The sequence below is a fragment of the Haloplanus litoreus genome, assembly GCF_045690335.1.
Taxonomy (GTDB): domain Archaea; phylum Halobacteriota; class Halobacteria; order Halobacteriales; family Haloferacaceae; genus Haloplanus; species Haloplanus litoreus.
On the sequence record NZ_CP147874.1, the window covers coordinates 3014354 to 3039343 of the forward strand.

Consider the following 24990-nt stretch of genomic DNA (forward strand, 5'->3'; position numbering starts at 1 on the left):
GGTGTGGTCGCCTCCCCGGTTTTAAACCTTCAGCGAGTAGAGTCGTTTGCGCGCGTCCGAGAAGGAGAACCGCGACTCGACGACGCCGGCGTCCTCCAGTCGCGTCAGGGCGTAACGCACCGTCCGCGGCGGCAGGAGCGTCTCCTCGGCCAGCTGGCCCTGGCTTAGCGTCTCGTGGTAGTCGAGCACCTTCGCGACGAGTTTCGCGCTCGGCGGGAGGTCACGCACGTCGGCCCAGCGATCCGTGTCCGCGTCGCGAGGGACTGCCTCGGTCGTACTCATCTTGGCCCACACTCGCGCATACAGGATAATAATATTTGCTATCGTAGTTGATTCGCTAGAGTAATTATTTTGTGCGCGTGCGAACGCGACTCACGGCGAAGAACGCACCCACCCGAAGTCTCTTATGAGTCTGCGCCTTAAAGCGGGCAATGACCGATACTGTGGACGATGTCGACCTCCCGTACGACGAGGAGGCGGCGTCGCAGCAGGACAAAATCGAGGCCCTCCGCGAACGGCTCGACGTGCTGGAGGGGCAAAACGAGGAGATGCGCGACAAGCTGCTGGATGCGAACGCGGAGAACAACAAGTACCAGCAGAAGCTGGAGCGACTGACCCACGAAAACAAGAAACTCAAACAGTCGCCGCTGTTCGTCGCGACGGTACAGGAACTCACCGACGAGGGCGTCATCATCAAACAGCACGGCAACAACCAGGAGGCCCTTACCGAGGTCACCGAGGAGATGCGGTCGGAACTCGAACCCGACTCGCGGGTCGCGGTGAACAACTCACTCTCGGTCGTCAAGCGTCTCGACAAGGAGACGGACGTGCGGGCCCGCGTGATGCAAGTCGATCACAGCCCGGACGTGAGATACGAGGATATCGGTGGCCTCGAAGCGCAGATGCAGGAGGTCCGCGAGACGGTCGAGATGCCGCTCGACCGCCCCGAGATGTTCGAACAGGTTGGGATCGAACCGCCGTCGGGCGTCCTCCTCCACGGCCCACCGGGGACGGGGAAGACGATGCTCGCGAAAGCCGTCGCCAACCAGACCGACGCCACCTTCATCAAGATGGCCGGGTCGGAACTCGTTCACAAGTTCATCGGCGAAGGGGCGAAACTCGTCCGCGACCTCTTCGAGGTTGCTCGCGAGAACGAACCCGCCGTCCTGTTCATCGACGAGATCGACGCCATCGCCTCGAAGCGGACGGATTCGAAGACCTCCGGCGACGCCGAGGTCCAGCGGACGATGATGCAACTGCTCTCCGAGATGGACGGCTTCGAGGAGCGCGGAGACATCCGCATCATCGCGGCGACCAACCGCTTCGACATGCTCGATCCCGCGATCCTCCGTCCCGGCCGGTTCGACCGCCTCATCGAGGTGCCGAAACCCGACGACGCGGGCCGCGAGATCATCTTCAAGATCCACACCCGCGACATGAACGTCGCCGACGACGTGGACTTCGAGGCACTGGCCGAGATGGCCAGCGACGCCTCCGGCGCCGACATCAAGGCCGTCTGCACCGAAGCCGGGATGTTCGCCATCCGCGACGACCGGACCGAAATCTACATGGACGACTTCGTGTCCGCGTGGGAGAAGATCAGCGCCGAGACGACCGACGACAGCGTCTCGCGAGCGTTCGCCTGACCGACGCGGCAAGTCCTTTTACGCGAGTCTGAAGAGCAGGTACGGACCGACGAACAGTACGAGAAACAGGCCACTGATCGCGAGGGCGTAGGCGACGCCGGTCGCGCCGGCGGTTCGCCAGACGGGGTGATCGAGTTCGAACACGCTCCGAAGGAGCGACGCCGACGACATAACGGTATCCCCGGTGGGGCCGAACGGGTGCGGCGCGTGACGCGACGTTTTTGACCGGGCGTCCGGTAGGTCGGGTATGACCATCCGTACCGACGTGGCGCCGAGTACGCTCCCCGTAACACTTCGGGAGAGCGGCGTCGAAGTGGAGTATCTCGACGGGCGAACGACGTTCTACCGCGGTGTGCCCGAGAAGGCGGGGGAGACACTCGCCACCGGTCCGGGCAAGGCGGTGCACGTCCTCGTCACCGATCCGGACGGGACCGAGGGCGTCATGATGTACGTCAACGACCGCAAGACCCACGAGGACATCCTAGAGTCGTCCGGCGTCGGTCGAATCGTCCTCGACGGCGGCGAGACGGAGGAAATCTTCCCCGGCGTGACCGTCGGGTCCCCTGACGGGATGCGCTGTCGGATTCAGGCCGACCTCTCGGTAGCGCGCGGGCGAGTGTTCGTCTTCGTCGAGGACGACTGGGGAGAGGAGTCGTACGAACTGGTCGCGGAGAGCGAGTAGGACACCTACTGCAGGTAGGAGGGGTCGGCGCTATCGCTGTCGCAGTTTTCTTCGTGCTGTTGGGCGTCGTTCCGGTCGTCGAACAACATCCCACAGACTTCGCACTCGTACCACGTCATACCGTCCCGCTCGGTCGTGGTCACCATGGGTGTACGTGCGCGAGGAGGCGGTAAAACGGTTGCCCCGGTCCGAAGCGGTGCCGAATCGGCGGACGTGGGAGTCTCTATCCGTCGCGCTCGAAGGGATCGGCGAGTTCGATGGTCTCGGCACGGTCCGGACCGACGCCGACGGCGTAGATGGGGGCACCAATCTCGTCGCTCAGATACTCCAGATACGTGCGGGCGTTGGCGGGGAGGGCGTCGTAGCCCGCCTCGGCGGCGGCGGTCCAGTCGACCTCCGGCCACGGATCGAACTCCTTCAGGATCGGCTCACAGTCGGCCCAGCGCTCGGTCGTCGCGGGCATCGTCTCCAGACGCTCGCCGTCGAGGTCGTAGGCCGCGCCGACTTTCACCTCGTCCAGACCGGCCAGGACGTCGAGGTGGTTGACCGCGATACCGGTGAACCCGCTCACGCGGGCCGCGTGCCGGAGCATCGGCACGTCGAGCCACCCGATGCGCCGGGGCCGACCGGTGACGGTGCCGAACTCGCCGCCTTTCTCGCGGATGTAATCGGCCAGGCCCTCGTCGTCGCCGTCGAGTTCGGTCGGCAACGGACCCGTCCCGACACGGGAGAGGTACGCCTTCACGATGCCGACCACTTCGCCGCGGCCGACGACCGTCGGACCGACGCCCGTCCCGGTCGACGCGCCGCCGGCAGTGGGATTCGAGGACGTGACGTAGGGGTAGATACCGTGGTCGATGTCGATGGAAGTGCCCTGGGCACCCTCGAACAGCAGGTTTTGACCGGCGTCGAGTTTCGTGCCGAGGAAGTCCCCGGCGTTCACCGTCATGTCCTCCTCGGCGAGGCGACGACCGACCTCGGCGAACTCCTCGTGGAGCGCCTCGATGTCGAACTCCTCGCCCGCCTCCAGGCCGAACACGTCCTCGACCAAGGCGCGCTTGTGCGGCACGACGTACTCCAGTCGGTCGCGGAGGACGTCGGGGTCGAGCAGGTCGCCGACGCGAATCCCGCGTCGGCCCACCTTGTCCTCGTAGGTCGGGCCGATACCGCGACCCGTGGTACCCGCTTCCAGGTCGTCGTCGCTCTTTGCTTCCTCCTCGATACCGTCGAGGACGCGATGGTACGGCATGATGACGTGAGCACGACGCGCGACGCGAACGTCCGGCTCCAGTCCCCGGTCCCGGAGCGCGTCCAGTTCGTCGAACAGCGTGCGCGGGTTGACGACACAGCCGTTGCCGAGGACGCCGACCTTGTCGCGGATGGCACCGCTCGGCACCAGCGACAGCTTGTACTCCTCGCCATCCTCGACGACGGTGTGGCCGGCGTTGTCCCCGCCCTGATACCGGACCACGATGTCGGCGTTCCCACCCCATAGGTCGACGAGGGCGCCCTTGCCCTCGTCTCCGAGCTGGGATCCGACGATGGTGACAGTCATGTCCGTCCGGGGATTCCAGCCGACTCGCTAAACCGATTACGATACGCTCACGCTGGCCGGCCGAGAAGTTCCGAACGGGCGGGCCGACGGGCTGCGACGAGATTCGCGGTCGAACTGCCGGTTGATCCGGCCACGACCCGAACCGTTAACTACTCTCACTGCCGATCCATTGTCGTTGGTTTCCGGTTGCCGGGCCTCACAGCAACTTTTAAAACCCGCTACGACAAGTTAACAAGTGTCATGATAGACAGGCTCGAGAAAGAAGTCGATATGCTCGAACGCCATCTTCAGGTGTTGAAGATGGTCATCGGAAACGAACCGATCGGCATCGTGAAGATGTCCAACGAGACGGGATACCCCCACCACAAGGTTCGGTACTCGCTTCGCGTCCTCGAGGAGGAGAACCTGATCGAGCCGTCGAGCCAGGGCGCGATCACCACCGAGGACACCGCCGACTTCGTCGACGAACTCGACGAGAAAATCGACGCTATCGTCGACAAACTCGACTCGATGAAAATCGAGGAGACGGCCGAGATCCAGAGCTAGAGATCCGGAACAGTCAGGAAGAAGTCCTCGTCTCGCGCCTCGACCAGACAGAGGTGAAAGCCGGATTTCCGCGAGAGCTTCACGTAGCTGCGCCGGGAACTCCGACTGAACAGGCCACCGCGCGTCGCGTCGACTGCGACCTCCATCGCGTCGGCACCGAAGAAACTCGTCGTCACGAAGAACGCTGCGGCGAGTGACTCGTCCGTTTCGCTCACCCGACGGGAGCGATCCAGAAGTGACTCGATGGCCGACGCCGACGTCGGATCTCGACTGTCTTCGAACGCGGCGACGAACAGCGGATCACCCATCTTGTCACGGAACACCACGTCGAACGACACCGCCGTAGCGTCGTCTCGTTCCCCGTCGGTCGCGACGTCGACCGTTCCGTCCAGGTCGATGCGGTCGACCCGTTCGATGGCCTCGTACAGTTTCGTCAACTCGGCCCGCGTGTCCGTCTGCCGAATCTCGTAGGTCACAGCGGTCAACAGCCACTCCGCGAACCGATGCTCGGGCGTCCCGCGCAGGAACGCCTCGAACTGCTGGCCGTCGACGGACAGCCCGGCCGTCTCGAACTCGGTGTGGTAGTCGATCCGGAGGTTGTCACGCAGCGTCGACTCGTCGATGCGACCCTCGGCGGCGCGTTCGAGCGTCCCGCCGGTCTTGTCCTCGTAGCGGACGAACAGGTTCGTCCCCGAGAGCGCCTCCGCCGGGGCGAGCGTTCGCTCGGGTGCGGCGTCCGCATCCGCCTCGCCGGCCTCCAGACGCTCGATCTTCGCCTCGAGTTCGGCCACCCGCTCCCGAAGGCGTTCGACCTCCACTCGGTAGTCGTCCCGTTCGCTCGCGATTCGGTCCCGGGCCGCCTCCGCCTCCTCCTCGGCCGCCCGGGCGGCGTCGAGTTCCTGCCGAAGACGATCGATTTCGTCGTCGGATGCCGATCCCCTCGACGCTTCGGCGTCACTCGACACCTCGGCGTCGTCGGTCGCCACCTCGTCCGCCGAGTCCACCACCTCGTCGGTCGTCGCCGCGTCCGCCCCGTCTACCGTCGACGCTGTCTCGTCCGGCGCGGCCGTCTCGGCGTCGGCATCGACGTCGGTCCCAGCCACGTCGGTGGCGGCTGCCTCACTCCCGTCGCCCTCGGCCGCGGTCGATTCGGCCGACTCGGTCGACTGGACCACATCGGGCGTCGCCCAGTCCGGCGTCGTGCCGGCGTCGTCCGCGCTCTGGCCGTCCTCGGCCGTCGCCGGCCCCGCCGCAGCGACGCCGCCGGTGGCGTCCGTCCCGTCGTCGTCCGCACCGCCGCCGGTGGCGTCCGTCCCGTCGTCCGTCTCGTCGTCGTCGAACGCGACGTCCCCGACGCCCTCGTCTTCGTCCTCGGCGTCGGCCAGGTCCGTGCCGGCGTCGTCGCCGGCGACGGCGGAGCCGGCGGCCGCCACGTCGGTGGGAGCCGGTTCCGGCCGTTCCGGCAGGTCGACCACCTCGACGTCGGCGTCGACGACGGAGTAGATGCCCACCTCGTCGGCGGCGCGTTCGAACGCCTCGTCGCCCGTGAGGAGGCGCCGGCTGTTGCCCACGTAGGCGACGGGGAGCGACCGCCCGCCGTAGTAGACGACGTAGTAGTCACCCGAGAGCACGTTCTCCGAGAGTTCGACGTAGCCGACGAAGCTTCCGGAAGAGAGCGTCTCGTCGATTTCGGCGAGCGACGTCTCGTTCGAGTAGTACTGGCCGCGGGTCTGGCCGCCGCGTGCCTGCATCGCGTAGAGGAGCGGCAGCGAGATGTCTGGCGCGGTGTAGGCCGTCAGCGAGGTATCCTCGAAATCCTCGATGTCGCCGTCGAACACCCCCAGATAGCGTCCGTTGAGAACGAACGCCCACGCCGTACCGTCGGTTACCGCCCCCGAGAACTCCTCGTCAACGAGGTCGTACAACCCGGTAACGCCGTCGGCGACGGGACGGGTCCCCCACTCGGTCACCGCGTCGAGAATCTCGCCGTCCATTTGTGGGGATATGCTCCCAAGCGAGCCAAATACTTTCCGGCAATTGGCGAGGACCACCGCCACAGACGGGTTATTGTAAGTCAGTACCGGTGGTTCGCCGGCCCGTCTCGGCGAACCACCGGTGAACAGTTACAATACTCCGAATCACTCGTCGACGAAGTCGATGGAGATTCGCCGCCGCTCCCCGTCGACGTACTTGTACCGTTCGTCGGCGTTCTCGTCCTCGGCCCGGCGATGGGAGCCGTCACAGAAGGGATACTGCTCGCTCAACCCGCACAGACAGATCGCCACGTCGCCCTTTTCGTCGTCGATGTCGTCCGGTGTGATGATCTTCGGTCCCGTCTCGGTGTGGGTTACTTCCCGCGCCATACCAGACGATCGGTGGGCTGCGGGTTTAATTTGAGGGCACTGCAGACGACGACGGGCGGTGGGGAACCCACGGCGGCCGCCGGGTCAGTGTTTGTGGGTGAACAGGAGCGGACTGCCCTCGTGGACGGTGACACAGATGTCGAGCGGTTCGATCTGTTCGAGGCTGGTCTCCGTCTTCTTACACGCCACGAGGTCGTCGAACGGGTCCTCACAGACGGGACACGCCACCGAGACGGTGTTCTGGTAGAGTTTGATTTCGTCGTTCTCCTCTCGAGGCGTGAGCGACGACACGAGCTGCTCGAAATCCTCCATATCAATAGCTGACGCGTGAGACCACATAAATTTACGGCGCCGGGACCGGCGCGCGGCACGGGAGACCGATCAGGCGCCGAACGAGGCGCCGGCGTACAGCACGACGACGAGGAAGATCCAGACGACGTCGACGAAGTGCCAGTACATCGAGACGGTGCTGACAGAGACGTGACGTTCGGCGGAGTACTGCCCTGCGAGCGCACGAATCGTGACGATGGCGAGGAGAGCGCCACCGAGCGAGACGTGAAGCCCGTGGAGTCCGGTCAGCCCGAAGAAGGCCGAGCCGAACAGTCCCGAGGTGACGGTGAAGTTCGAGTGAACGATGAACTCGTAGTACTCGTAGATCTGTCCTCCGATGAAGACGATCCCGAGGATGAGCGTCGCCAGCAGGCCGAGCACGAACTTCCGGCGGTCGTTCTTTCGGATGGCGACGTGTGCCCAGTGGAGCGTGAGACTCGACGCCACCAGAATTGCCGTGTTGATGATGACGAGCGAACCGGTCAGATGCGGGAGTTCACCCGGCGGCCACGTCCCTGCGCGGATGAAGAAGTAGTACGTGAACACCGCGCCGAAGGTTGCGAGCTCGGACCCGAGGAACGCGATCATCCCCCAGCGGAGGGCCGACGCGCTCGTCTCGTTACTGCCACGCGACCAGAACTCCGAGACGAAGGCGTGGTAGAGCCAGCCGTACAGCCCGAGGAGGAAAGCGCCGACGCTCGCGGCCGCCGCCAGCGGCGCGAGCATCGGGTCGATCGTCGACTCCTGTCCGCCCGAGACGATGAAGAGTGCGGCGGCGAGGTAGATACCCCCGCCACCCAGTGCCGTGATGAACGGCCACCAGCTCGCCTCGCCGAACCCCCGCGGCCAGTCTTCGACTGCCGGGAGGTGATGTCCGTGATCGTCCCCGCCGTGATCCGTACTCATACCCCCCCGTTGCGATTCAACTACCAAAAATCCTCCCACCTTCCGTCGAACCGACCTCGATCGGTTTCGGAAGCTACTCCACGGGGACACCCCAACCGTCGACCGATGGCCTCGGACTCGTGGTGGTTCCGATTCCGACGACCACACGCCGCCCTCGGAGTCACACTCACCGTCTGCGTGGCCCTCTCGATAGGCGTCGGCCGGGCCGTCGCCCACAGCGGCGGCCTCCGTGGCGCGACGCGTGACCCCGTGGCGGTGCCCACGTGGCTGTTCTTGCTCACGGGTGGCGGCGTCGTCGGCGTCTCGTTCCTCCTCGCCAGTTTCGTCACCGACCGCCGCTTCGTCGCCGCCGTCCACGACTGGCTCCGACCGCTGCCGACGCCGGGACGCGTACTCCACGCCCTCGCGAGCGTCGGCGGCGTCGGCGTCCTCGCTACCACACTGGTCGTCGGCGTCGTCGAGGGTGCAAGCGGCGTCCGCAACCTCGCCGTCCTCGTCGTCTGGGTCGCGTGGTGGGGCGGCTACGTCGCCTCCACGTACCTGCTGGGAAACACCTGGCCGGCGCTCAACCCCTTCCGAACCGTCTCCGAACGCCTCCCCTCCCTCGATCGGCCGTATCCGGACCGCCTGGGAGCCTGGCCGAGTGTCGTCGCCCTGCTCCTCCTCGTGTGGGCCGAGATTACCATGCCGCTCGCGGACGATGCGGGCCTCCTCACGTCGGTCCTCGGCGCCTACACCGTCGCGACGCTCGCCGGCACCGTCGTCTTCGGTTCCGACCGGTGGTTCGAGAGCGTCGACCCCCTCTCGCGGGCGTTTCGTCTCTACGGACGAGTCGCTCCCCTCGGCGTGGAAGACGGCAGCCTGCGCCTTCGCCTGCCCGGGAGCGCTCTGCCCGAAACGTCGCTCGGCGGACGCGACGACGTGGCGTTCGTCGTCACCCTGCTGTTTGTCACCACCTACGACGGCTTCGTCGCCACCGGACCGTGGGCAGCCGGCGTCAGCGCCGCCGTCGGTGCGGGCGTCCCGCCGGTCGTCGCGTACCTCGGTGCCTACCTCGCCGGCGCGGCGCTGTTCTATCTGGCCTACCACGCGGCGGCACGGCTCGGCCGCCGTCGCGCCGACACCTACCTCTCCACGACCGAACTCGCGCGGCGGTTCGCACCGTCCTTGCTCCCCATCGCCGCCGGCTACCATCTCGCGCACAACCTCGGATCGGTACTGGTGCTCGGCCCGACGTTCGCCGCCGTCGCCGCCGCCCCACTCTCGCCGCCGCCGTCGCCGCCGCAACTGGCCGGCCTGCCGGCGTGGTTCGGTGGCCTGGAACTCGCCTTCGTCCTCCTCGGCCACCTGGTGGCCGTCTGGGTCGCTCACGCCATCGCCTACGACCTGTTTCCCTCCCGCCTGCAGGCCGTTCGAAGCCAGTACGGCGTGACCGCCGTCATGGTCGGCTACACCATGCTCAGCCTCTGGATCGTCGCCGAACCGTACGTCGCTCCCCCCTTCCTCGCCACGTGACCGTGACCCGATCCGACCCCGACACGCACGTCCCGCCCGACGCGACCGCTTACGTCTGCGAGCGGTGCGGCCAGCCGTTCGCCCGCGAACGACATCTGGCGCTCCACCGTGGACTCGACCATCCGGCGGACCTGTCGCCGGCGGAGCGCGAGGCGTTCGAGACGGCGCGTGAAAAAGAGGAAGCCGACCTCCGGCGGTTCCGGTTGCTCGCGCTGGCGGCGCTCGTGGCGCTTTATTTCGGGTTCCTGATGACCTACGCGGTCGTCACCTAGTCGGCCTGCCCGCTCGCCCGATGGTAGGGCTGTCCGGCGATGTCCTCGCGGAGGTCCGCGAGTGCCCCGTGGGCGCCGGCGTCGGTGCCCGTCATCTCCGTGACGACGGCGAACACCTCCTGACGCGACACCTTCACGCCGGCCTCCGAGAGGGCGTCCTCCGGGCGGGCGAGGAGTTCGCGAAGGGTTCCGACGGCGAGCAGGAAGGGAATGGCCCACGCGGCCAGCGTGTTGCCGTCGGTCGTGGGGACCGTCTCCAGATACGTCTGGGCGTCGTCGAGGAAGGAACGCGCGTGGCGGGCGGTACGGCGGACGACCGCCGCCGCGCCCGACTCGTGTTCCGGGGCGACGACTTCCTCCTGGGGTACCCCCTCGGCTGCCAGCCACTCCGCGGGCAGGTAGACGTTGTCCTCCTCGGTGTAGTCGTCGTAGACGTCCTTGGCGACGTTGACCAACTGGAGCAGGAGGCCGAACTCCTCGGCGGTGTCGTAGAGGCGTGCGCGACGCCCCTCGCTCAGGTCGCCGCGAGCAAGCAGGTTCGTGACGAGGTTACCGACGGTGCCGGCGGCGTAGTAACAGTACTCCTCCAGTTCCTCCCGGGACTGGATACGAAGCCCCCCCTCGTCCGCGTAGCGTTCGACGAACATCGCCATCCCTTGGACGAGTTCGCGGGCGGGCGGCGTGACCGCCTCACGCACGTCGTCGGGAAGGCCGTGAAAAGTGCGGACGATCCGCGGGGTGCTGGCGACGACCTCCCAGTCGTCGGACCGCTCTTCGGACGCCGGAAGCCACTCGTCGACCGCCGCGCGGAACGCGTCGGCGTCCGTCTCGTCCGCCGGGTCCAGGACGCGGTCGTACGCGCGAAGGAGGCGGGCCTGTTCGGCCGGCTGGATGTGGTCGGCGTCCTCGATGGTATCGGGCACACGACAGAGGAGGTAGCCGACACAGATGTACGACGCCATCGGTTCGTCGAGTACGTCGACGGTCAACGCGAACGTTCTGGAGACACCCTGGACCGCCTCGTGGCACCAGTCGAGGTCGGGTTGGTCACCGGGAGGTCTGGCTGCGTGTCGAGACATTCGGAGCGGTTGCGGGTTACGACCGAGGGGTTAAAAAGTCTCGTGGGCGATTTCGGCAGTCACGCGGCCGTCCCCCGAACGGAGCCACAAGCCGTATATCGGGACCAACCGAGAATCGCCGTATGCCTTCGATCAAGCAGGTCATCGCCGTCGGTGTCGTCGTGATCCTGCTCGTCGGCCTCGCCGTCGTCGGCTTCGGCCAACCCTCGGTGTCGGGAATCGACAACCGGTTCGGTGGCGTCAACGAGACGACGACGGTCGTCGAGAGCGACCTGGCCGTCCGGAACCCCAACCCCGTCGGTGCCAGCCTCGGCGGCCTCACCGTCGACTACGCCATCGACATGAACGGTATTCGCATGGCCAGCGGCGTCAAGGAGAGCGTCTCCGTCCCCCGAGGGCCGTCGACGGTGCCGATGACCACCTACCTCGCGAACGAACGCATCCCCGCCTGGTGGGTGAGCCACCTCAACAACGGGGAGCGGACCGAACTCGCCGTCAACGCCGACGTCCACTCGTCCGCGCTCGGCACCTCCTTCGGCGCGCCGAAGGTCACCCGCACCATCGAGACGGACATCGTCGCCGCGTTCAACTCGACCGAACGGCGACCCGTCGGCGAGGAGCAGACGGGCGGCACTCCCGTCCTCTACATCGAGGAGACGAGCGCTCAGTGGGGCACGGTCGACGCCTCGGCGACGGAAATCGACATGCGCTTTGTCGTCTACAACCCCAACGCCTACCTCGTCCCCGTCTCCGAACTGAGCTATCACGCGACGATGAACGACGTCGCGATGGGCAACGGTTCCACCGAGGGCCACGGGGTGATCCCGCCGAAGTCCACCCGCACCATTCGGGCGACGACGGTTCTCGACAACGGCAACATCGACGAGTGGTGGGTGACCCACCTGGAGAACGACCAGGAGACCACCCTCCGGATCGACTTCGCGGCGCAGGTCGACCTGCCGACCGGCACCGTCGAGATTCCGCTCGCGCCGCTGACCTACACCGAGACCATCGAAACGGATATCTTCGGGAACGAGAACGGGACGGCCACGGACGGCGAGGCGACGACCACGCCGACGCCCGGCGGTGAGACGACGCCCACCGAAAACGGGGCGGAGACGGCGACCCCAACGCCGACGCCCACCGACGACGGCCTACTGGACGGCGGCGACGGGGAGACGGCGACCCCAACGCCGACGCCCACCGAGGACGGACTCCTCGACGTGCGGTCGCCGCCCGGTACGGTACCGTCCCAACCGATTCGGTGACGGCGACGCCTACTCGATGGTGACGTGTTCCGACTCCTCGTTGAGCGCGAGGTTCGCCGCGATTTCGGCGTTGCGCATGGCGTACTGCGCGGTCTGCTGGAGACTCACCAGCACCTCCCGGGTGCGGAGGAGTTCGACTTTCGGCATGTCCGGAAGCCCGCGGATCAACTCCATCTCGCGGTCGCTGATCGTCTCGAACATCCGACCGACCGCGATAGCCTTGTCGTAGTCGCGTTCGACTACCGCCTCGACCGCCGTGACGGTGATCTCGTCGACCTGATCCGTGAACTCGCGGATGTTTCGCATCGTCGAACTGTCGACGTCCAGCGTGTTGTTCTTCGCGTCGAGCGCGATGTTGCCGATGTCCTCGGCGTTGTCGGCCGTGAGTTCGAGGTTCTTCGCCACCGATCGGTAGCCGATCAGCGGGAACCCCGATTCGAGACCGACCGCTCGAGCGAGGTTCGGGTTCTGGTAGGCCATGAAGATCAGGCGAAGCAGGAGGACGAAGATTTTGTTCGCCTGTCGCTCCCGGTTCAGGGCGCGTTCGGCCAGATCCGCGTTGCCGTGCGCGATGGCCTTCACCGACTCGCCGCGCATGGTGCTTCCGGTGTTCTCCAGGCGTTCGAGGAGGTTGTCGAGAGTGAAGTCCTCGGGGTCGACCGAACAGCGGATGGCGATCCGTTCGGGCGTCTCCTCGATGACGCCGAGTCCCATCAACTGCGTCTCGGCGCGGTAGACGGCGTTGATATGCTCGCTGTCGAGAGCCCCATCCGATTTCTGGATGTGGATGACACGCCGGCCGAGGACGTACTGGGCGACGATGGCGCGTTCGAGTGCCCCGGAGTCGAGGTTGTCCGCGTGGATCGTCGCCGAGGAGCCCTCGGTGCTCGCCGACTCCGGGAGAACCGTCAACGTGCCCTTACCACCCATCCGGAGCGACACCTCGTCGCCCTTCTCGACGTTGTGTTCTTTCGCCCACTCCGCCGGGAGCGTCATCGCCAGCGTAGACGGCCCCAGCCGTTGAACTTTCCGTGTTTCCATACCACACGTATCTGTCCCAACGGCCTTAATCTTCACTATGGGTCATTATACCCCATGATAGATGTTGATGTGCGGCGGTTTTAGGCTATTTCCAGCAACCGCCGTTCGAACCGACCGACCCGCACCTTCGTCCAGCCCCGCAGGTCCGCGTCGAGTTCCGGATCGTCGGTGTCGACGCGCAGCGTCCCGATGTCGTCGAGTTTCGCCCGGGAGGCGACGACTTCCACCTCACACCGGCGGATGACCGCCGGCGAGAGCTGTGGGTTCCCGCGGCCGAAGATGAAGCCTTGGCCGCCGATGGGCGAGACGACGATCACGTTTCGGTCGCCCAGCGTGTCGAGAATCTCCGCCTCGGTGGCGTCCCACGCGAGCACCTCGCCATCGCGCCACACGTCGACGCCGAGGGGCGATCCGTCGAACCCGAGAGCGTCCTTGATGGCCCCGAGCGTGCTCCCGGGACCGAGGACGTAGGTCACTCCAGCTTCCACGCCGTCGGCGAACCCCTCGGCAACGGCTTCCACGTTCCCACTCCCGGTCTGTTTCGAGGACTGCAGGTTCTCGCCGACCGGCACCCAGGCGACCGCCCGAAGTTCCGGGTTCACGGCACCCTCGCGGTACGCGTCCTCGTCGATGTCCATCACCTCGCGGCGTTCGGTCCGCTCGAAGGTGGCGATCACGTCGGCGGCGTCCTCCGGCGACACGGCGAACACCGATGAGTACACCTTCACACCGCCGGGAATCCCCAGCATCGGCGTCTCCGTTCCGTCCAGAGCGTCGGCCACGTCCGCAGCGGTACCGTCGCCGCCGACGAAACAGACGAGGTCGACGCCGGCGTCGACGAACCCCTCGACCGCCGCCCGCGTGTCGGCCGCCGTCGTCTCCTCGCCCGCGGGCGTCCCCAGTACTTCGGGATCGAACCCCGCCTCGCGGGCCAGGTCCGCCCCCATCGGCGCGCCCCACGTCAGAATCGTCGCGTCGGGGACCCGGTCGGCGATGGCGCCGAGTGCTCGCCGCGCCCGGTCCGGCGAGCGCGGTTCGGCCCCCCGGGCGCGCGCCTCCGCGACCTTCCCGTCAGTCCCCTTTAGGCCGACCCGTCCACCCATGCCGGCGATGGGGTTGATCACGAACCCGAGTCGCATGGTGTGGGATACGTGGGCACGGTGAAAAGGGCCGCGACTGCCCGACGACGGACGTCGTGAGCACGGTACGGCGACCGTCCAACTCCGTTGACGAACGTTTAAGCGACTGCCGTCGATAGGAGCACCTATGCTCCCACTTCAGTCCGGGGAACCGCTCCCCATCGAGGCGACCGGTGCGGTCGTACTACTCGCCAGTCTGGGCGTCACCCTGCTCTGGTTGCTCTACCTCCGCCGCTAGGTCGACGCGTTCGCGAAGCCAGTCGGCCGCCGCCCGCGCCGTCTCCGTGTCGGCCGCGATGACTTTCAGCCGCACCGACTCGCCGGGATAGCTCCCGACGGCGACGTCGAATCGCTCTTGCACCCCGTCGAGGCGGGCGATGAGGGCACTCTCCGGTTCTGTCGTCCGTACCTCCTCGACGTATCGCCGCTCACCCTCGAACTCGTCGGCGACCGTCTCGAACATCGCCTTCATCTCCACGGGAACACCCGGGAGGACGTACACCGAGTCGAGGGCCGCCCCTGGCGCCACGCCCTCGGGGTTCGGGAGCATCCGCGCGCCGTCCGGAAGGTGGGCGGTTCCCTCGGTCAGATCGGCGGCCGTGTAGTCGCCGTGGTCGGCGATCCACGCCTCGGCCGCCTCGTTGGGCACGACGTCCCGCCCGAACGCCGCCGCGACGCCGTCCATCGTCACGTCGTCGTGGGTCGGACCGACCCCGCCGGTGACGAGGACGGCGTCGTACTCCGCGCGGTACTCGTTGACCACGCGAGCGATGTCGGCGATTCGGTCGGGGACCGTCGTGATCCGCTCGACGGACACCCCGCGGTCGTCGAGGCGGTTACACAGCCACGAGGCGTTCGTGTCGACCGTGTCCCCGGAGAGCAGTTCGTCGCCGACGGTGACGACCGCGACTCGCATGAGGGAGGGTAGAGTGGCGAGGTTGAAAACAGTCGCGACCCGGACCCCGATCACCCCATCCCCGGGGGCGGGTCGTCGCGGAACTCGTCGTCCGTGTCCACGTCCAGACCGAGTTCCTCCCGCCGTTCGCGGAGCGCGTCGATGCGACGCTTGTAGTAGAGGAGCCCGGCGGCCCCGACGAGGGCCAGTCCCGCCGCGGCACCGCCGAAGATCAACAGGTCGCGCTGCAGGTAGAACTGCACCGAGATGGAGTCGGCCTCCACGCTATCCCAGCGGATGATCCGCTGGTCGCCGGCCGACGCTACCTCGTAGCCACCGGGGTTGACCTTCCCGAACGGGAACACCTCGACACGGCGGTTCGGCGGCAACACGACCGCGTAGGAGCCGTTGACGAACGTCGGGAGGCTAAACCGTTTGGGCGTACTTGAGGAAGTGAACGCGAGACGGCCGCCGCCATCGCTGGGAGCGTCGGCGGGCAGCCTGACCGAGACCCGTTCGCGCGAGCGGTTGATCGTCCCGCCACGGGCGACGAGTTCGGTCCCCGTGATGACCGTGCCGTTCGGATAACGATACCGCACGGCCGAGACGGGGATGGCGTTCCGGCCGCCGAACCCGTCGCGACGGAACAGCTCCATCCGCGTCTCGTCGAGCCGGTAGACCGCCTGGAACCGCGCGTTCTCGGTGATGGTGACGTGGGCGTTCACCCCGTTGTCCCAGACGTACGGCGACGGCGGTTCCTCGTCGAGTTGTTCGTCGGAAATCGGCTGGGAGCCGAAGAAGCCGGCACAGCCCGAGGTCAGCACGAGCGCCACGAGCCCGAGAAGTGGAAGCAGGTGACGGCGGTTCATCGGTCAGGGAATGACGCATTTCAGTTCCGCGGGGAGGTACTCGCCGACGCTGGCGAGCAGTCCCGGCGGATCGGTACCCTCGGCACAGACGACGCTCTGTTCGAGCAGGCCGAGGCGTTCGACGGTGACGACGTCGCGGGCGTGACCGGCGCGGTTCAGCGTCGCCCGCACCTCGCCCCGCGTGGCGCTGTTGACGTTCAGCCGGCCGTTGTCGCCGCGAGTCCACTCGAACAGCCGGTCGCGCTCCGCGTCCGAGAGCCGGGGCGTGTCGCCGGCGACGAACTCCAGCGGGAGGTGCTGGACGAGGCCGAACCGGTCGCGGATCTGCGACGGCGACCCCGGGCCGAGGCCGAGTTCGGCGGCCGGGATCCGGACTCGCTCGCCGGCGTCGAGGACGAAGCCGTCCTCGTCCCAGGATTCGAGCGTGCCGACGTAGGTCTCGCCGTCCTCGAAGCCGGTGCCGACGGTCCCCCACTCCGCGCCGAGGACGTTGCGTGCGGCCACTTCGTCGTCGCCGCTGATCGTCACCGAGACGAAGTCGTCGTGTCGGACGCCGACCTCCCAGGTCACGTCGAGGTCACCGATAGCGTTGTCGACCAGCGCGTTCATCCCGTCGAGCGCCCGTTCCCGGGCCGACCCCTCGACGTAACATTTGGTTGCGAGAACGACCATCAGCGGGTGATTTCCACGTTGAGTTCGTTCCGGAGTTCCTCGATCCGTCGCTCCGTCGCCTCGACTAGGTCGTCGTTGTCCATCGGTTCGAGCGGTGCGCCCGTCTCCGGACACTGGAAGTCGAACTCCATCGCCTCACTGAACTCGAAGCGGATGCCCGCCGGTTCCGAAAGGTAGAACTCGTGGGTGCGTTCGTACTCGAGGCGCTCTTCCAGCGCGTCGAGCAGGCGGTACATCTCCTCTTCGAGGTTCTCCGGGATGTTCTCGTACTGGAACGTCCAGAGGTAGGTGAGCCATCCGGAGTCCTCGTCGCGGACGCGACGGTAGCTGGCGAGGTCGTTCTCGTAGAGGATAAAGAGGGCGCGACGCACGTCGTTCAGTTCCAGTTCTAGTTCCTCTGCGAGCTCTTCGTCCGTCACCTCCCCGTCCGGTGGCGCGGCGGCGACCGGCATCCCCGTCGGACCGACGAGTTCGTGGAGGTACTTCTGGATCACCGGATCGCTCAGCAGCTCCTCAAAAGCCATTGTGTCCCGTTCGGTCCGGCGACGATTTAAACGCCACGGTCAGGCTGCAGGCCGCCGTGGCTCAAGCGCGCTCCGATTCCTCCTCGCGCGTCGGTTCCCGGCTGTCCTCGTCGGCGGCCTCCTCGGTCTCCTCGGCGCGTCCCGCGGCGAGTTCGGCGTCGATGTCGTCCTCGATGTCGTCGAGCGAGGTGACCGTGAGGACGTTCCCCCCGCCCGGATCGACCACTAGTACCTCCGTTCCCACGGGTATCTCGCCGTCGATGGACCGGGCGCTGTAGTTGGGATTGAACCCACCCCGGTCGAGTTTCACCTCGCCGGACTGCGTCGTCACCCGTTCGGTCACGCGCCCCGTCCGACCGCGGAGCGAACTGGAATCGCTCGTCTGTCCGATGCCCGAGTCACCGTAGAGATTGAATCGCCGGTAGCCGGCCAGCGCCAACCCCCCGAAGACGAGGACGAGGACGGCGAGCACGAGCGGGCCGGCGACCGGGCCGAGGAGCATTCCGACGATGCCCGCGGCGAGCAAGGCGACGCCGAGCACCGCGAAGTGTGCCCCTGGAGCCATCGCCTCGGCGATGGAGAGCCCGAGGCCGGCGATCACCAGGAGGAGTGGGAGCGTCTGGGGACCGAGTTCGATCCCCGTCTGGAGGACGCTCGTCGAGACGGCCATAGCCGAACCTTTGGGCCGCGGGCGTTTATACTACCGGCCCGCCGGTGATCAGTGCCACGGACGCTTACAGACTTCCGAGGGCGACGTAGAAGATCAGAACCGAGAGCGTCACGCCGATCAGGACGAACACCGTGTTCTCGATGGTCGGCGTGCCCGGTTCGATGGGGTCCGGGCCGACGGGGTCCGCGTCCTCGCCAACCTCGTCGACGGCGAACCGCCACTGGGACTCGTCGTCGTCGCGGTCCTCCTCCGGAACTGCGCTCATAGCTCCCGGTAACGGGCGCCCACGGAAAGGGGTACCGGCCTCGCTCAGCGCGGGTGCTCGCGGGGAGTCACGTCGCCCTCGTAGACGACGCCGCGGTCGGCGTTGACCGTCACCGTCGTCCCGTCGGCCACGTCGTCGGGGATGGGGGCGCCGCTGACCATCGGGACGCCGCGCTCACGCGCGACCATCGCGGCGTAACTCGTCATCCCCGGGCGCGCGTCGACGACGCCCGCAATCTTCGCGGTGTCGCCCGAGAACTGCCCGTCGAAGGTGGCCGGCAGGACGACGATGGCGCCCGCTGGGGCGTCCGAGAGGTCACCGTCCGGACACCGGAACACGGGCCCGGCGACGCGCCCGGCGACGACGTTCCGTCCCGTGGCGACCGTCTCGGAGGCGACGTGGACTTTCAGCATGTTCGTCGAGTTGGTCCCCTCCAGTTCGGTCATCATCCCCGAGAGCACGACCACGGTGTCGCCGCTCTCGGCGGCGCCGGCGTCGATGGCGGCGTCGACGGCCGCGTCGATCATCCCCTCGATGTCCTCGCGATAGGCGGCGTACTGGGCGTCCACGCCCCACGAGAGCGCGAGTTGTCGGCGCACTCGATCCCGGGGCGTCGTCGCCACGACGGGGACGGTCGGCCGGAACTTCGCCGTCGCACGCGCCGTATACCCCGACTCCGAGACGGAGACGATGGCCGCGGCGCCGAGGTCACGGGCGAGATACCGGGCCGCACGCGCCAGCGCCTCCGTCTGTGACCCCTCGGCGGCCGCGGGCACTCGCCCCTCGGTCGTCTCGACGTACTCGTCGCTCGCCTCCACCTCGCGGACGATGCGATCCATCGTCTCGACGACCTGAACGGGGTGGTCGCCGATGGCCGTCTCCCCCGAGAGCATCACCGCGTCGGTGCCGTCGAGCACCGCGTTCGCGACGTCGGAGGCCTCCGCGCGGGTCGGGCGGCGCGAAGAGATCATCGAGTCGAGCATCTCCGTCGCGGTGATGACGGGCACGCCCGCGTCCTGTGCGCGGTGGATGATCCGCTTTTGTACCATCGGAACGTGTTCCAGCGGACACTCCACCCCCAGGTCGCCGCGGGCGACCATCACGCCGTAGGACGCCGCGACGATTTCGTCGACGTTGTCGACCGCGCCGGCGCGTTCGATCTTCGAGACGACGGGAAGGTCGCCGCCGGCGTTCTCGATGGCGTCGGTCACGGCGAGGACGTCGGCGGCGTCGCGGACGAAACTCGCCGCGACGAAGTCCGCCCCCGTCTCGACGGCCACCTCGATGTCCCGGCGGTCGTGGTCGGTCACCACGTCGAGGTCGAGGTCGACACCGGGGATGTTCACTCCCTTTCGGCTCCCGAGTTCGCCGCCGGAGACGACGTGTGCGGTCACGACGTCGCCCTCGACGTCCTCGACGCGCGTCTCGATCCGGCCGTCGTCGAGGAGGACCCGGTCACCGGGGTCGACGGCGGCGATGGGGTAGGAGAGGCCGACCTCCTCGGGCGTCGCGGCGTCACCTTCGACGAACCGGACGGTCCCGTCGGTGGGCAGGTCGATCGGCTCGTCGAGGGTGGCGGTCCGGACCTCGGGCCCCTGGAGGTCGAGCATCACCGAGAGCGGGTGGTCGATGGCGGCGTCGACCGCGTGGACCCGCTCGATCAGTTCGGCGCGGTCCTCGTGGGAGCCGTGGCTCGCGTTGAGCCGGGCCACGGCCATCCCGGCGTCCGCGAGTTCGCGGATCGTCGTCCGGTCGTCGGAGGCGGGGCCCAGCGTACAGACGATCTTTGCCCGTCGCATACCGCCACTTCGACGGGCCAGGTGAAAAAGCCGGTCGGCCGATCAGCGCACGCGCTCGCCCGGCACCGCGTCGCCGACCGTCGTCAACAGGGCCGCCTCGTCGCCGGCGGCGAGCACCATCCCGTTGGACTCGACGCCGAACAGTTCCGCCTGTTCCAGGTTCGCCAGCACGATCACCCGCGTGCCCGGCAGCGAGTCCAGGTCGTGGAGCTGTTTGATGCCGGCGACGATCTGTCGCTCCTCGACGCCGATGTCGACGACGAGACGAGCGAGTTTGTCCGCGCCCTCGATCCCTTCGGCGTCGAGAATCTCGCCGACGCGCATGTCGAGGTCCTGGAACTCCTCGAAGCCGATCCGGTCGGGTTCGAGTGGTTCGAGGTCGGGGGCCGCCCCGTCGTCGGCCGCCTCGTCGTCGGCCGCCCCGTCGTCGGCCGCCCCGTCGTCGGCCGCCTCGACCCGTTCGGCCAGTTTCGCGTTCAGTTCCTCGACGCGCTCCTCGGGGATCTTCTCGTAGAGTTCGTCCGGTTCGTCGAACTCGGCCGCCGGCGGAGAGAGCGCCGCCTCGACGGTCACGTCGTGGACCGAACCGTCGCCACCGACCTGTGACCACAGGCGCTCGCAGGTTCCCGGGGCGACCGGCGCGAACAGGACCGAGACGGCCTTCGCCACCTGCACGCAGTCGCGAAGCACCTGCGCCGCTCGCTCGGGGTCCTCGTCGACGAGGTTCCACGGTTCGTTCTGCTGGATGTACTCGTTACCGAAGGCCGCGAGCGAGACGGCGGCGTCGCCGGCGTCGCGCACCGAGTAGTCGTTGACGGCGGCGGTGAAGTCGTCGATAGCGTCCTCGATCCGGTCGCGCACCTCGGACGAGAGGTCGGCGTCGGGCGTCCCGCCGAACTCGCGGTAGGCAAAGAGCAGGGAGCGATAGGCGAAGTTGCCGACCGTCCCGACGAGTTCGTTGTTGACGCGTTCGCGGAAGCGCTCCCACGAGAAGTCCACGTCCTGCTGGAAGCCGCCGTTGGTGGCGAGGTAGTAGCGAAGGAGGTCCGGATCGAACCCCTCGTCGAGATACTCGTCGGCCCAGACGGCGCGGTTCCGGGAGGTCGAGAAGCCCTTGCCGTTGAGCGTGATGAACCCACTCGCCATCACGGCGCGGGGTTCGCCGTAGTCGGCGCCGCGGAGCATCGCCGGCCAGAAGACGGTGTGGTGCTGGATGATGTCGCGACCGATGACGTGGACGATGTCCCCGTCGTCCTTCCAGGCACCCTCCCAGTCGAAGACGTCGGCGCCGACGCGTTCGGTGTACTGTTTCGTCGAGGAGACGTACTCGATGGGGGCGTCCACCCAGACGTAGAGCACCAAGTCGCTCCCGTCGCCGGACTCCGTGTTCTCCGAGGAGCGTGGCTCCTCGCCGTCCGGGTAGTCGATCCCCCAGTCCATGTCCCGGGTGATACACCAGTCGCGGAGTTCCCCCTCGATCCACTCGCGGGGCTGGTTCCGCGCGTTCGCGGTCCCTTCGAGGCGGTCGAGGAACTCACTAAGGTAGTCCTGGAACGCCGAGACGCGGAAGAACTTGTGGGTCTGTTCGCGGTACTCGGCGGGGTTGCCGGTGATGGTGCTCCGGGGGTCCTCGATTTCGCCGGGTTCGAGGTGGCGACCACAGCCCTCGTCGCACTCGTCGCCGCGGGCCGTCGCGCCACAGTAGGGACAGGTGCCCTCGACGTAGCGGTCCGGGAGCGACTGATCCTCCGCGGGGTCGTAGGCCACCATGATCTCCTTCTCGTAGACGTGGCCGTTCTCGTCCAGGGTCCGTACGATCTCTTTCGTCGTCTCGACGTTCGTCTCGTCGTGCGTGTGCCCGTAGTTGTCGAACTCGACGCCGAACTTCGGGAACGTCTCCTCGTAGGTCTCGTGCCACTCCAGGGCGAACTCCTCGGGGGAAACGCCCGCCTCCTCGGCGTTGACCGCGACGGGGGTCCCGTGCATGTCCGATCCGGAGACGAAGGCCGTCTCCTGTCCGAGTTTGCGCAGAGCGCGGGTGTACACGTCCCCGCCGACGTAGGTTCGCAGGTGGCCGATGTGGAGGTCGCCGTTGGCGTAGGGCAACCCACAGGTCACCACCGCAGGTCGATCCGTGGGAAACTCCTCGTGGCTCATACGCGTGTAGTCGGCGATGGGCGCCTAAAGCCCCCCGGTTGCGGACGACACGTCCGGTCGGCCGGTCGGGACCCCCTACCGACGCGGCGGGTCGCCGACCGACGGGCTACTCGACCGTGACCGTCCCGGTGACGGTCTGTTCGCCGTTCAGCCGGATCTCGACTTCGTACTCCCCGGGGTCGTCGGGGTTATCGACGGCCGGATAGCCCACGACGATCACGTCACCCTCCTGGAGGGTGTAGCCGGTGTCGAGCGTCACGTCGAAGGAGAACTCGTTGTTGTTGACGCCACTGACGTGGGTCTCGTTGAACCGACGGTCGATCTCGCCGTCGCCGTCGGTATCGACGCCGAGTGTGATCGCCTCGTGTGTGGCCGAATCGACGACGAACCGATCACGTGGATACGTCGCACCGATTTCGGCCCACTCCGATCCCGCGGTCGTCTCGTCGACCGTGATGCGGAGCGTCTGATTGACGTCCGTCGCGCCCGCGGCCTCGTTACCGACGGCCACCTGCTCGTCGGGAACCGCTGTCCCCGTCTCCGCGCCGGCCCCGGACCCACCGCCACCGAACGCCGAACAGCCCGCGAGTAGGGCCATCGCCGCGACCACGATCGTGATCGCTGATACGCGTGTTTTCACAGTGGCGGGAGGAACGAACGAGGTCTAAATCTGACGACCGGCGACGGGCCACAAGATATATTTCGGTCGACGGGTCGACCGCCGCAGGGATGGATCGATCCGGGGCGATGGGTCACGCGGGTGTCGCCGCGATGGCGACGTACGTCCCGTCCCGGGTCGGGCGGTCGACGGTCGCCACGCGCTCGACGGCCAGCCCAGTGGCTTCGAGACACCCCCGCCAGTACGCCTCGTGGTCGTCGACGCCGTCGGGCGTGATGGGGAGTTCCAGCAGTCCCACGGTCCCGTCGTCGGCACACACGCGCCGGAGCTCCGCGAACGCGGCGTCCCGGTCGGCCTCGGGCACGTCGTGGAGCACCCGACAGGCCGTTACGGCGTCGAAGGCCCCGTCGGCGAAGGGGAGGTGGGCGGCGTCGCCCGCGACCGGCGACACGTCGACGCCGGCGAGCGCCCCGTTTCGCCGCGCCAGGGCCGGCCCGTTGCCGAGGATCACCCGGTCGTCGAAGACGTCACAGCCGACGACCGACGCACCGGCCGGGAGATGTGGGGCGAGACCGACCAGCGACCGCCCGGTGCCACATCCGACGTCGAGGATGCGGTCCGAACCGTCGAGGGCGAGAACCGACCCGAGGGCGTCGTACTTCCGCCGGTCGAGTGCCCACGGCGGTGGCGAGAGCAAGCGGCGGGCGGCGTCGCCGCCGCGGTAGCAGGCGCCGGCGCTCACGACGACGGCGAGAACACGGAGCGCTCGCCGCCCCCGACGGAAGACGACGACCGACGCCGCGAGGAGAAGAACCGAGAGGGCGATCCGGCGGAGGCGTTCACGCCAGTGGTAGACGCCGAAGAAGTACGGACGGGGAGCCATGGGTGCAGTCGACACCGCGACGGCATGTAGCTGACGGGTCGATCGAACGCCTTTTGATCCCGCCCGGCCACCGCCGACTATGACACTCGGACCCACTGACCGCGTCCGTGCAGTCGAGCGTTCCAGTATCCGCTACATGTTCGACATCGCGGAGGAGATGGACGACGACCTCGTGCGCCTGGAGGTCGGCATCCCCGACTTCGATACGCCCGCACACGTCGTCGACGCCGCCTGCGCGGCGGCACGGGACGGCCACACCAGTTACACCACAAACGCCGGCAACCCGGCACTCAGAGACGCCATCGCCGATCACATGGCCGGCGACTACGGCGTCCGGGTCGACCCCGACGAGGTGATCGTCACCGCCGGCGGGATGGAGGCGCTGCACCTCGCCGCCCTCTGTACCGTCTCGCCCGGCGACGAGGTGGTCTTCCCGACGCCCGGGTTCCCCAACTACTGGGTCCAGACCCGGATGGCCGACGGCGTGCCCACGCCGGTTCCGATGCCCGCGGAGACGGGGTTCGCCCTCGACGCCGACCGCCTCGTCGACGCCATCGGTCCCGACACGGCCCTGGTGATTCTCTGTTCACCCAACAACCCCACTGGGCAGACGTACGACGCCGACGCCGTCCGTGCCGTCGTCGACGCCGCCGCCGCCCACGACGCCTACGTCGTCGCCGACGAGGTGTACCTCGGGCTCTCCTACGAGCGCGACCCCAAAGGCGTCGCCGCCATGACCGGCCACCCCGAGAACGTCCTCACGGTCAACTCCTGTTCGAAGCGCTACGCCATGACCGGGTGGCGAGTGGGGTGGCTCGCGGGGACGACCGACATCGTCGACCAGGCGACGAAGATCCACGAGTCGACCACCTCCTGTGCGTCGAGCGTGAGTCAACACGCCGCCCTCGCGGCGCTGACCGGGTCACAGGCCGACGCCACCGAGATGTACGATGCCTTCCGCGAGCGGCGCGACTACGTGGTCGAGCGAGTCGCGACCATCGACGGCCTGCACTGTCCCCGTCCGGAGGGCGCGTTCTACGCCTTTCTGGACCCGGATCTGCCGGGAACGAGCCTGGAGATGGCGGAGCACCTCCTCCGGGAGTACGGGGTCGTCCTCGCCCCCGGCGACGGCTTCGGCGAGGCGGGTGACGGTTGGCTCCGCCTGAGTTTCGCCAACAGCCTCGACCGACTGGAGGTGGGGTTCGACCGCCTCGAACGTGCCATCGCCGACGCCCGGTAGCGAGACGGGCATCACGGAGGCCCGGTGAAACGCCGTCCGTCGGCCGGGTGTGCGA

Annotated in this window: 28 protein-coding genes; 7 read left to right on the forward strand and 21 right to left on the reverse strand. The window is 67.5% G+C overall.

From position 1 onward, the window contains the following. Window positions 1-21: 21 nt before the first annotated feature. Complete coding sequence (locus V8686_RS15960; RefSeq protein ID WP_379706158.1) at window positions 22-282, reverse strand: MarR family transcriptional regulator; 261 nt, start codon at window positions 280-282, stop codon at window positions 22-24. A gap of 149 nt (window positions 283-431) precedes the next feature. Here V8686_RS15960 and pan1 point away from each other — a divergent pair, with 149 nt between their 5' ends. Beyond that, window positions 432-1646 carry a proteasome-activating nucleotidase Pan1 gene (gene pan1, locus V8686_RS15965; RefSeq protein WP_379706160.1) on the forward strand — a complete coding sequence of 405 codons (1215 nt, stop codon included), beginning with the start codon at window positions 432-434 and terminating at the stop codon, window positions 1644-1646. An 18-nt stretch (window positions 1647-1664) separates the two neighbouring features. Here pan1 and V8686_RS15970 read toward each other — a convergent pair whose 3' ends face one another. Further along, window positions 1665-1790 (reverse strand): hypothetical protein, encoded by a 126-nt coding sequence (locus V8686_RS15970; protein ID WP_379706163.1) that lies wholly within the window; start codon window positions 1788-1790, stop codon window positions 1665-1667. 103 nt (window positions 1791-1893) lie between these two features. Between V8686_RS15970 and V8686_RS15975 the strand changes: the two genes are divergently transcribed. Beyond that, the gene (locus tag V8686_RS15975; RefSeq protein WP_379706166.1) at window positions 1894-2328 is read left to right on the forward strand and encodes a DUF5796 family protein; all 435 of its coding nucleotides are present in this window, start codon (window positions 1894-1896) and stop codon (window positions 2326-2328) included. 5 nt (window positions 2329-2333) lie between these two features. On the opposite strand, the gene V8686_RS15980 is transcribed toward V8686_RS15975, so the two are convergent. After that, window positions 2334-2474, reverse strand: coding sequence for a DUF7128 family protein (locus tag V8686_RS15980; RefSeq protein WP_379706169.1), 141 nt, complete (start codon window positions 2472-2474; stop codon window positions 2334-2336). Window positions 2475-2551: 77 nt separating this feature from the next. Beyond that, window positions 2552-3883 carry an adenylosuccinate synthase gene (locus V8686_RS15985; protein ID WP_379706171.1) on the reverse strand — a complete coding sequence of 444 codons (1332 nt, stop codon included), beginning with the start codon at window positions 3881-3883 and terminating at the stop codon, window positions 2552-2554. A 240-nt stretch (window positions 3884-4123) separates the two neighbouring features. Between V8686_RS15985 and V8686_RS15990 the strand changes: the two genes are divergently transcribed. Next, window positions 4124-4429: a hypothetical protein gene (locus V8686_RS15990; RefSeq protein WP_251329774.1), complete on the forward strand. Its 306-nt coding sequence runs from the start codon at window positions 4124-4126 to the stop codon at window positions 4427-4429. Here the strand turns inward: V8686_RS15990 and V8686_RS15995 are convergent. The 4 genes from V8686_RS15995 to V8686_RS16010 form a co-directional block, all read right to left on the reverse strand. Beyond that, window positions 4426-6423, reverse strand: coding sequence for a DUF7527 domain-containing protein (locus V8686_RS15995; protein ID WP_379706174.1), 1998 nt, complete (start codon window positions 6421-6423; stop codon window positions 4426-4428). The two genes, V8686_RS15990 and V8686_RS15995, sit on opposite strands and share 4 nt — an antisense overlap. Window positions 6424-6567: 144 nt before the next feature. Beyond that, the gene (locus tag V8686_RS16000; RefSeq protein WP_379706177.1) at window positions 6568-6792 is read right to left on the reverse strand and encodes a CDGSH iron-sulfur domain-containing protein; all 225 of its coding nucleotides are present in this window, start codon (window positions 6790-6792) and stop codon (window positions 6568-6570) included. A gap of 84 nt (window positions 6793-6876) precedes the next feature. Beyond that, complete coding sequence (locus V8686_RS16005; protein WP_251329771.1) at window positions 6877-7104, reverse strand: DUF7385 family protein; 228 nt, start codon at window positions 7102-7104, stop codon at window positions 6877-6879. 69 nt (window positions 7105-7173) lie between these two features. Next, window positions 7174-8028: a cytochrome c oxidase subunit 3 gene (locus tag V8686_RS16010; protein ID WP_379706180.1), complete on the reverse strand. Its 855-nt coding sequence runs from the start codon at window positions 8026-8028 to the stop codon at window positions 7174-7176. A gap of 105 nt (window positions 8029-8133) precedes the next feature. On the opposite strand from V8686_RS16010, the gene V8686_RS16015 reads away from it, so the two are divergent. After that, a complete protein-coding gene (locus tag V8686_RS16015) occupies window positions 8134-9543 on the forward strand; it encodes a hypothetical protein (RefSeq protein WP_379706183.1) in 1410 nt (469 codons plus the stop codon). Window positions 9544-9545: 2 nt separating this feature from the next. Continuing rightward, complete coding sequence (locus V8686_RS16020; RefSeq protein ID WP_379706186.1) at window positions 9546-9815, forward strand: C2H2-type zinc finger protein; 270 nt, start codon at window positions 9546-9548, stop codon at window positions 9813-9815. On the opposite strand, the gene V8686_RS16025 is transcribed toward V8686_RS16020, so the two are convergent. Continuing rightward, window positions 9812-10894: a phytoene/squalene synthase family protein gene (locus tag V8686_RS16025; protein WP_379706189.1), complete on the reverse strand. Its 1083-nt coding sequence runs from the start codon at window positions 10892-10894 to the stop codon at window positions 9812-9814. The genes V8686_RS16020 and V8686_RS16025 overlap by 4 nt on opposite strands. A 122-nt stretch (window positions 10895-11016) precedes the next feature. Between V8686_RS16025 and V8686_RS16030 the strand changes: the two genes are divergently transcribed. Further along, window positions 11017-12162 carry an LEA/WHy family protein gene (locus V8686_RS16030; RefSeq protein ID WP_379706192.1) on the forward strand — a complete coding sequence of 382 codons (1146 nt, stop codon included), beginning with the start codon at window positions 11017-11019 and terminating at the stop codon, window positions 12160-12162. Between the two features lie 9 nt (window positions 12163-12171). Here the strand turns inward: V8686_RS16030 and V8686_RS16035 are convergent, their stop codons facing one another. The 12 genes from V8686_RS16035 to V8686_RS16090 form a co-directional block, all read right to left on the reverse strand. Beyond that, window positions 12172-13203, reverse strand: a complete 1032-nt coding sequence (locus tag V8686_RS16035; RefSeq protein ID WP_379706194.1) for an AbrB/MazE/SpoVT family DNA-binding domain-containing protein — start codon at window positions 13201-13203, stop codon at window positions 12172-12174. 80 nt (window positions 13204-13283) lie between these two features. Further along, window positions 13284-14342: an ATP-NAD kinase family protein gene (locus V8686_RS16040; RefSeq protein WP_379706197.1), complete on the reverse strand. Its 1059-nt coding sequence runs from the start codon at window positions 14340-14342 to the stop codon at window positions 13284-13286. Window positions 14343-14526: 184 nt separating this feature from the next. Further along, window positions 14527-15258, reverse strand: coding sequence for a competence/damage-inducible protein A (locus tag V8686_RS16045; protein WP_379706200.1), 732 nt, complete (start codon window positions 15256-15258; stop codon window positions 14527-14529). Between the two features lie 50 nt (window positions 15259-15308). Beyond that, window positions 15309-16106, reverse strand: a complete 798-nt coding sequence (locus V8686_RS16050) for a DUF5803 family protein (RefSeq protein WP_379706203.1) — start codon at window positions 16104-16106, stop codon at window positions 15309-15311. 3 nt (window positions 16107-16109) lie between these two features. Beyond that, window positions 16110-16778, reverse strand: coding sequence for a DUF2110 family protein (locus V8686_RS16055; RefSeq protein WP_379706205.1), 669 nt, complete (start codon window positions 16776-16778; stop codon window positions 16110-16112). Next, the gene (locus V8686_RS16060) at window positions 16778-17302 is read right to left on the reverse strand and encodes a transcription factor (RefSeq protein WP_379706207.1); all 525 of its coding nucleotides are present in this window, start codon (window positions 17300-17302) and stop codon (window positions 16778-16780) included. The genes V8686_RS16055 and V8686_RS16060 overlap by 1 nt, the downstream gene beginning before the upstream one ends. A gap of 61 nt (window positions 17303-17363) precedes the next feature. Next, window positions 17364-17972 carry an NfeD family protein gene (locus V8686_RS16065; RefSeq protein WP_379706210.1) on the reverse strand — a complete coding sequence of 203 codons (609 nt, stop codon included), beginning with the start codon at window positions 17970-17972 and terminating at the stop codon, window positions 17364-17366. Window positions 17973-18036: 64 nt separating this feature from the next. After that, window positions 18037-18237: a DUF7312 domain-containing protein gene (locus V8686_RS16070; RefSeq protein WP_379706212.1), complete on the reverse strand. Its 201-nt coding sequence runs from the start codon at window positions 18235-18237 to the stop codon at window positions 18037-18039. Window positions 18238-18281: 44 nt separating this feature from the next. Next, window positions 18282-20036, reverse strand: coding sequence for a pyruvate kinase (gene pyk / locus V8686_RS16075; protein ID WP_379706215.1), 1755 nt, complete (start codon window positions 20034-20036; stop codon window positions 18282-18284). A 42-nt stretch (window positions 20037-20078) separates the two neighbouring features. After that, window positions 20079-22193, reverse strand: coding sequence for a methionine--tRNA ligase (metG, locus tag V8686_RS16080; RefSeq protein WP_379706218.1), 2115 nt, complete (start codon window positions 22191-22193; stop codon window positions 20079-20081). Window positions 22194-22299: 106 nt separating this feature from the next. Continuing rightward, entirely contained in the window at window positions 22300-22791 is a 492-nt protein-coding gene (locus V8686_RS16085; RefSeq protein WP_379706221.1) for a hypothetical protein, read from the reverse strand. Between the two features lie 154 nt (window positions 22792-22945). Beyond that, the gene (locus V8686_RS16090; protein WP_379706224.1) at window positions 22946-23695 is read right to left on the reverse strand and encodes a class I SAM-dependent methyltransferase; all 750 of its coding nucleotides are present in this window, start codon (window positions 23693-23695) and stop codon (window positions 22946-22948) included. A 79-nt stretch (window positions 23696-23774) separates the two neighbouring features. On the opposite strand from V8686_RS16090, the gene V8686_RS16095 reads away from it, so the two are divergent. Next, window positions 23775-24935, forward strand: a complete 1161-nt coding sequence (locus V8686_RS16095; protein WP_379706227.1) for a pyridoxal phosphate-dependent aminotransferase — start codon at window positions 23775-23777, stop codon at window positions 24933-24935. The last annotated feature ends 55 nt before the right edge of the window (window positions 24936-24990 follow it).

Bases quoted from the DNA above. Each gene is read 5' to 3' on its own strand.
- V8686_RS16055 (WP_379706205.1), bottom strand. From the start codon at position 16,778: ATGGTCGTTCTCGCAACCAAATGTTACGTCGAGGGGTCGGCCCGGGAA.
- V8686_RS16015 (WP_379706183.1), top strand. From the start codon at position 8,134: ATGGCCTCGGACTCGTGGTGGTTCCGATTCCGACGACCACACGCCGCC.
- pan1 (WP_379706160.1), top strand. From the start codon at position 432: ATGACCGATACTGTGGACGATGTCGACCTCCCGTACGACGAGGAGGCG.
- V8686_RS16025 (WP_379706189.1), bottom strand. From the start codon at position 10,894: ATGTCTCGACACGCAGCCAGACCTCCCGGTGACCAACCCGACCTCGAC.
- V8686_RS16090 (WP_379706224.1), bottom strand. From the start codon at position 23,695: ATGGCTCCCCGTCCGTACTTCTTCGGCGTCTACCACTGGCGTGAACGC.
- V8686_RS16045 (WP_379706200.1), bottom strand. From the start codon at position 15,258: ATGCGAGTCGCGGTCGTCACCGTCGGCGACGAACTGCTCTCCGGGGAC.
- V8686_RS16085 (WP_379706221.1), bottom strand. From the start codon at position 22,791: ATGGCCCTACTCGCGGGCTGTTCGGCGTTCGGTGGCGGTGGGTCCGGG.
- V8686_RS16010 (WP_379706180.1), bottom strand. From the start codon at position 8,028: ATGAGTACGGATCACGGCGGGGACGATCACGGACATCACCTCCCGGCA.
- V8686_RS15990 (WP_251329774.1), top strand. From the start codon at position 4,124: ATGATAGACAGGCTCGAGAAAGAAGTCGATATGCTCGAACGCCATCTT.
- V8686_RS16005 (WP_251329771.1), bottom strand. From the start codon at position 7,104: ATGGAGGATTTCGAGCAGCTCGTGTCGTCGCTCACGCCTCGAGAGGAG.
- V8686_RS16030 (WP_379706192.1), top strand. From the start codon at position 11,017: ATGCCTTCGATCAAGCAGGTCATCGCCGTCGGTGTCGTCGTGATCCTG.
- V8686_RS16050 (WP_379706203.1), bottom strand. From the start codon at position 16,106: ATGAACCGCCGTCACCTGCTTCCACTTCTCGGGCTCGTGGCGCTCGTG.
- pyk (WP_379706215.1), bottom strand. From the start codon at position 20,036: ATGCGACGGGCAAAGATCGTCTGTACGCTGGGCCCCGCCTCCGACGAC.
- V8686_RS16070 (WP_379706212.1), bottom strand. From the start codon at position 18,237: ATGAGCGCAGTTCCGGAGGAGGACCGCGACGACGACGAGTCCCAGTGG.
- V8686_RS16035 (WP_379706194.1), bottom strand. From the start codon at position 13,203: ATGGAAACACGGAAAGTTCAACGGCTGGGGCCGTCTACGCTGGCGATG.
- metG (WP_379706218.1), bottom strand. From the start codon at position 22,193: ATGAGCCACGAGGAGTTTCCCACGGATCGACCTGCGGTGGTGACCTGT.
- V8686_RS16000 (WP_379706177.1), bottom strand. From the start codon at position 6,792: ATGGCGCGGGAAGTAACCCACACCGAGACGGGACCGAAGATCATCACA.
- V8686_RS16060 (WP_379706207.1), bottom strand. From the start codon at position 17,302: ATGGCTTTTGAGGAGCTGCTGAGCGATCCGGTGATCCAGAAGTACCTC.
- V8686_RS15995 (WP_379706174.1), bottom strand. From the start codon at position 6,423: ATGGACGGCGAGATTCTCGACGCGGTGACCGAGTGGGGGACCCGTCCC.
- V8686_RS15980 (WP_379706169.1), bottom strand. From the start codon at position 2,474: ATGGTGACCACGACCGAGCGGGACGGTATGACGTGGTACGAGTGCGAA.
- V8686_RS15960 (WP_379706158.1), bottom strand. From the start codon at position 282: ATGAGTACGACCGAGGCAGTCCCTCGCGACGCGGACACGGATCGCTGG.
- V8686_RS15985 (WP_379706171.1), bottom strand. From the start codon at position 3,883: ATGACTGTCACCATCGTCGGATCCCAGCTCGGAGACGAGGGCAAGGGC.
- V8686_RS16065 (WP_379706210.1), bottom strand. From the start codon at position 17,972: ATGGCCGTCTCGACGAGCGTCCTCCAGACGGGGATCGAACTCGGTCCC.
- V8686_RS16095 (WP_379706227.1), top strand. From the start codon at position 23,775: ATGACACTCGGACCCACTGACCGCGTCCGTGCAGTCGAGCGTTCCAGT.
- V8686_RS15975 (WP_379706166.1), top strand. From the start codon at position 1,894: ATGACCATCCGTACCGACGTGGCGCCGAGTACGCTCCCCGTAACACTT.
- V8686_RS16040 (WP_379706197.1), bottom strand. From the start codon at position 14,342: ATGCGACTCGGGTTCGTGATCAACCCCATCGCCGGCATGGGTGGACGG.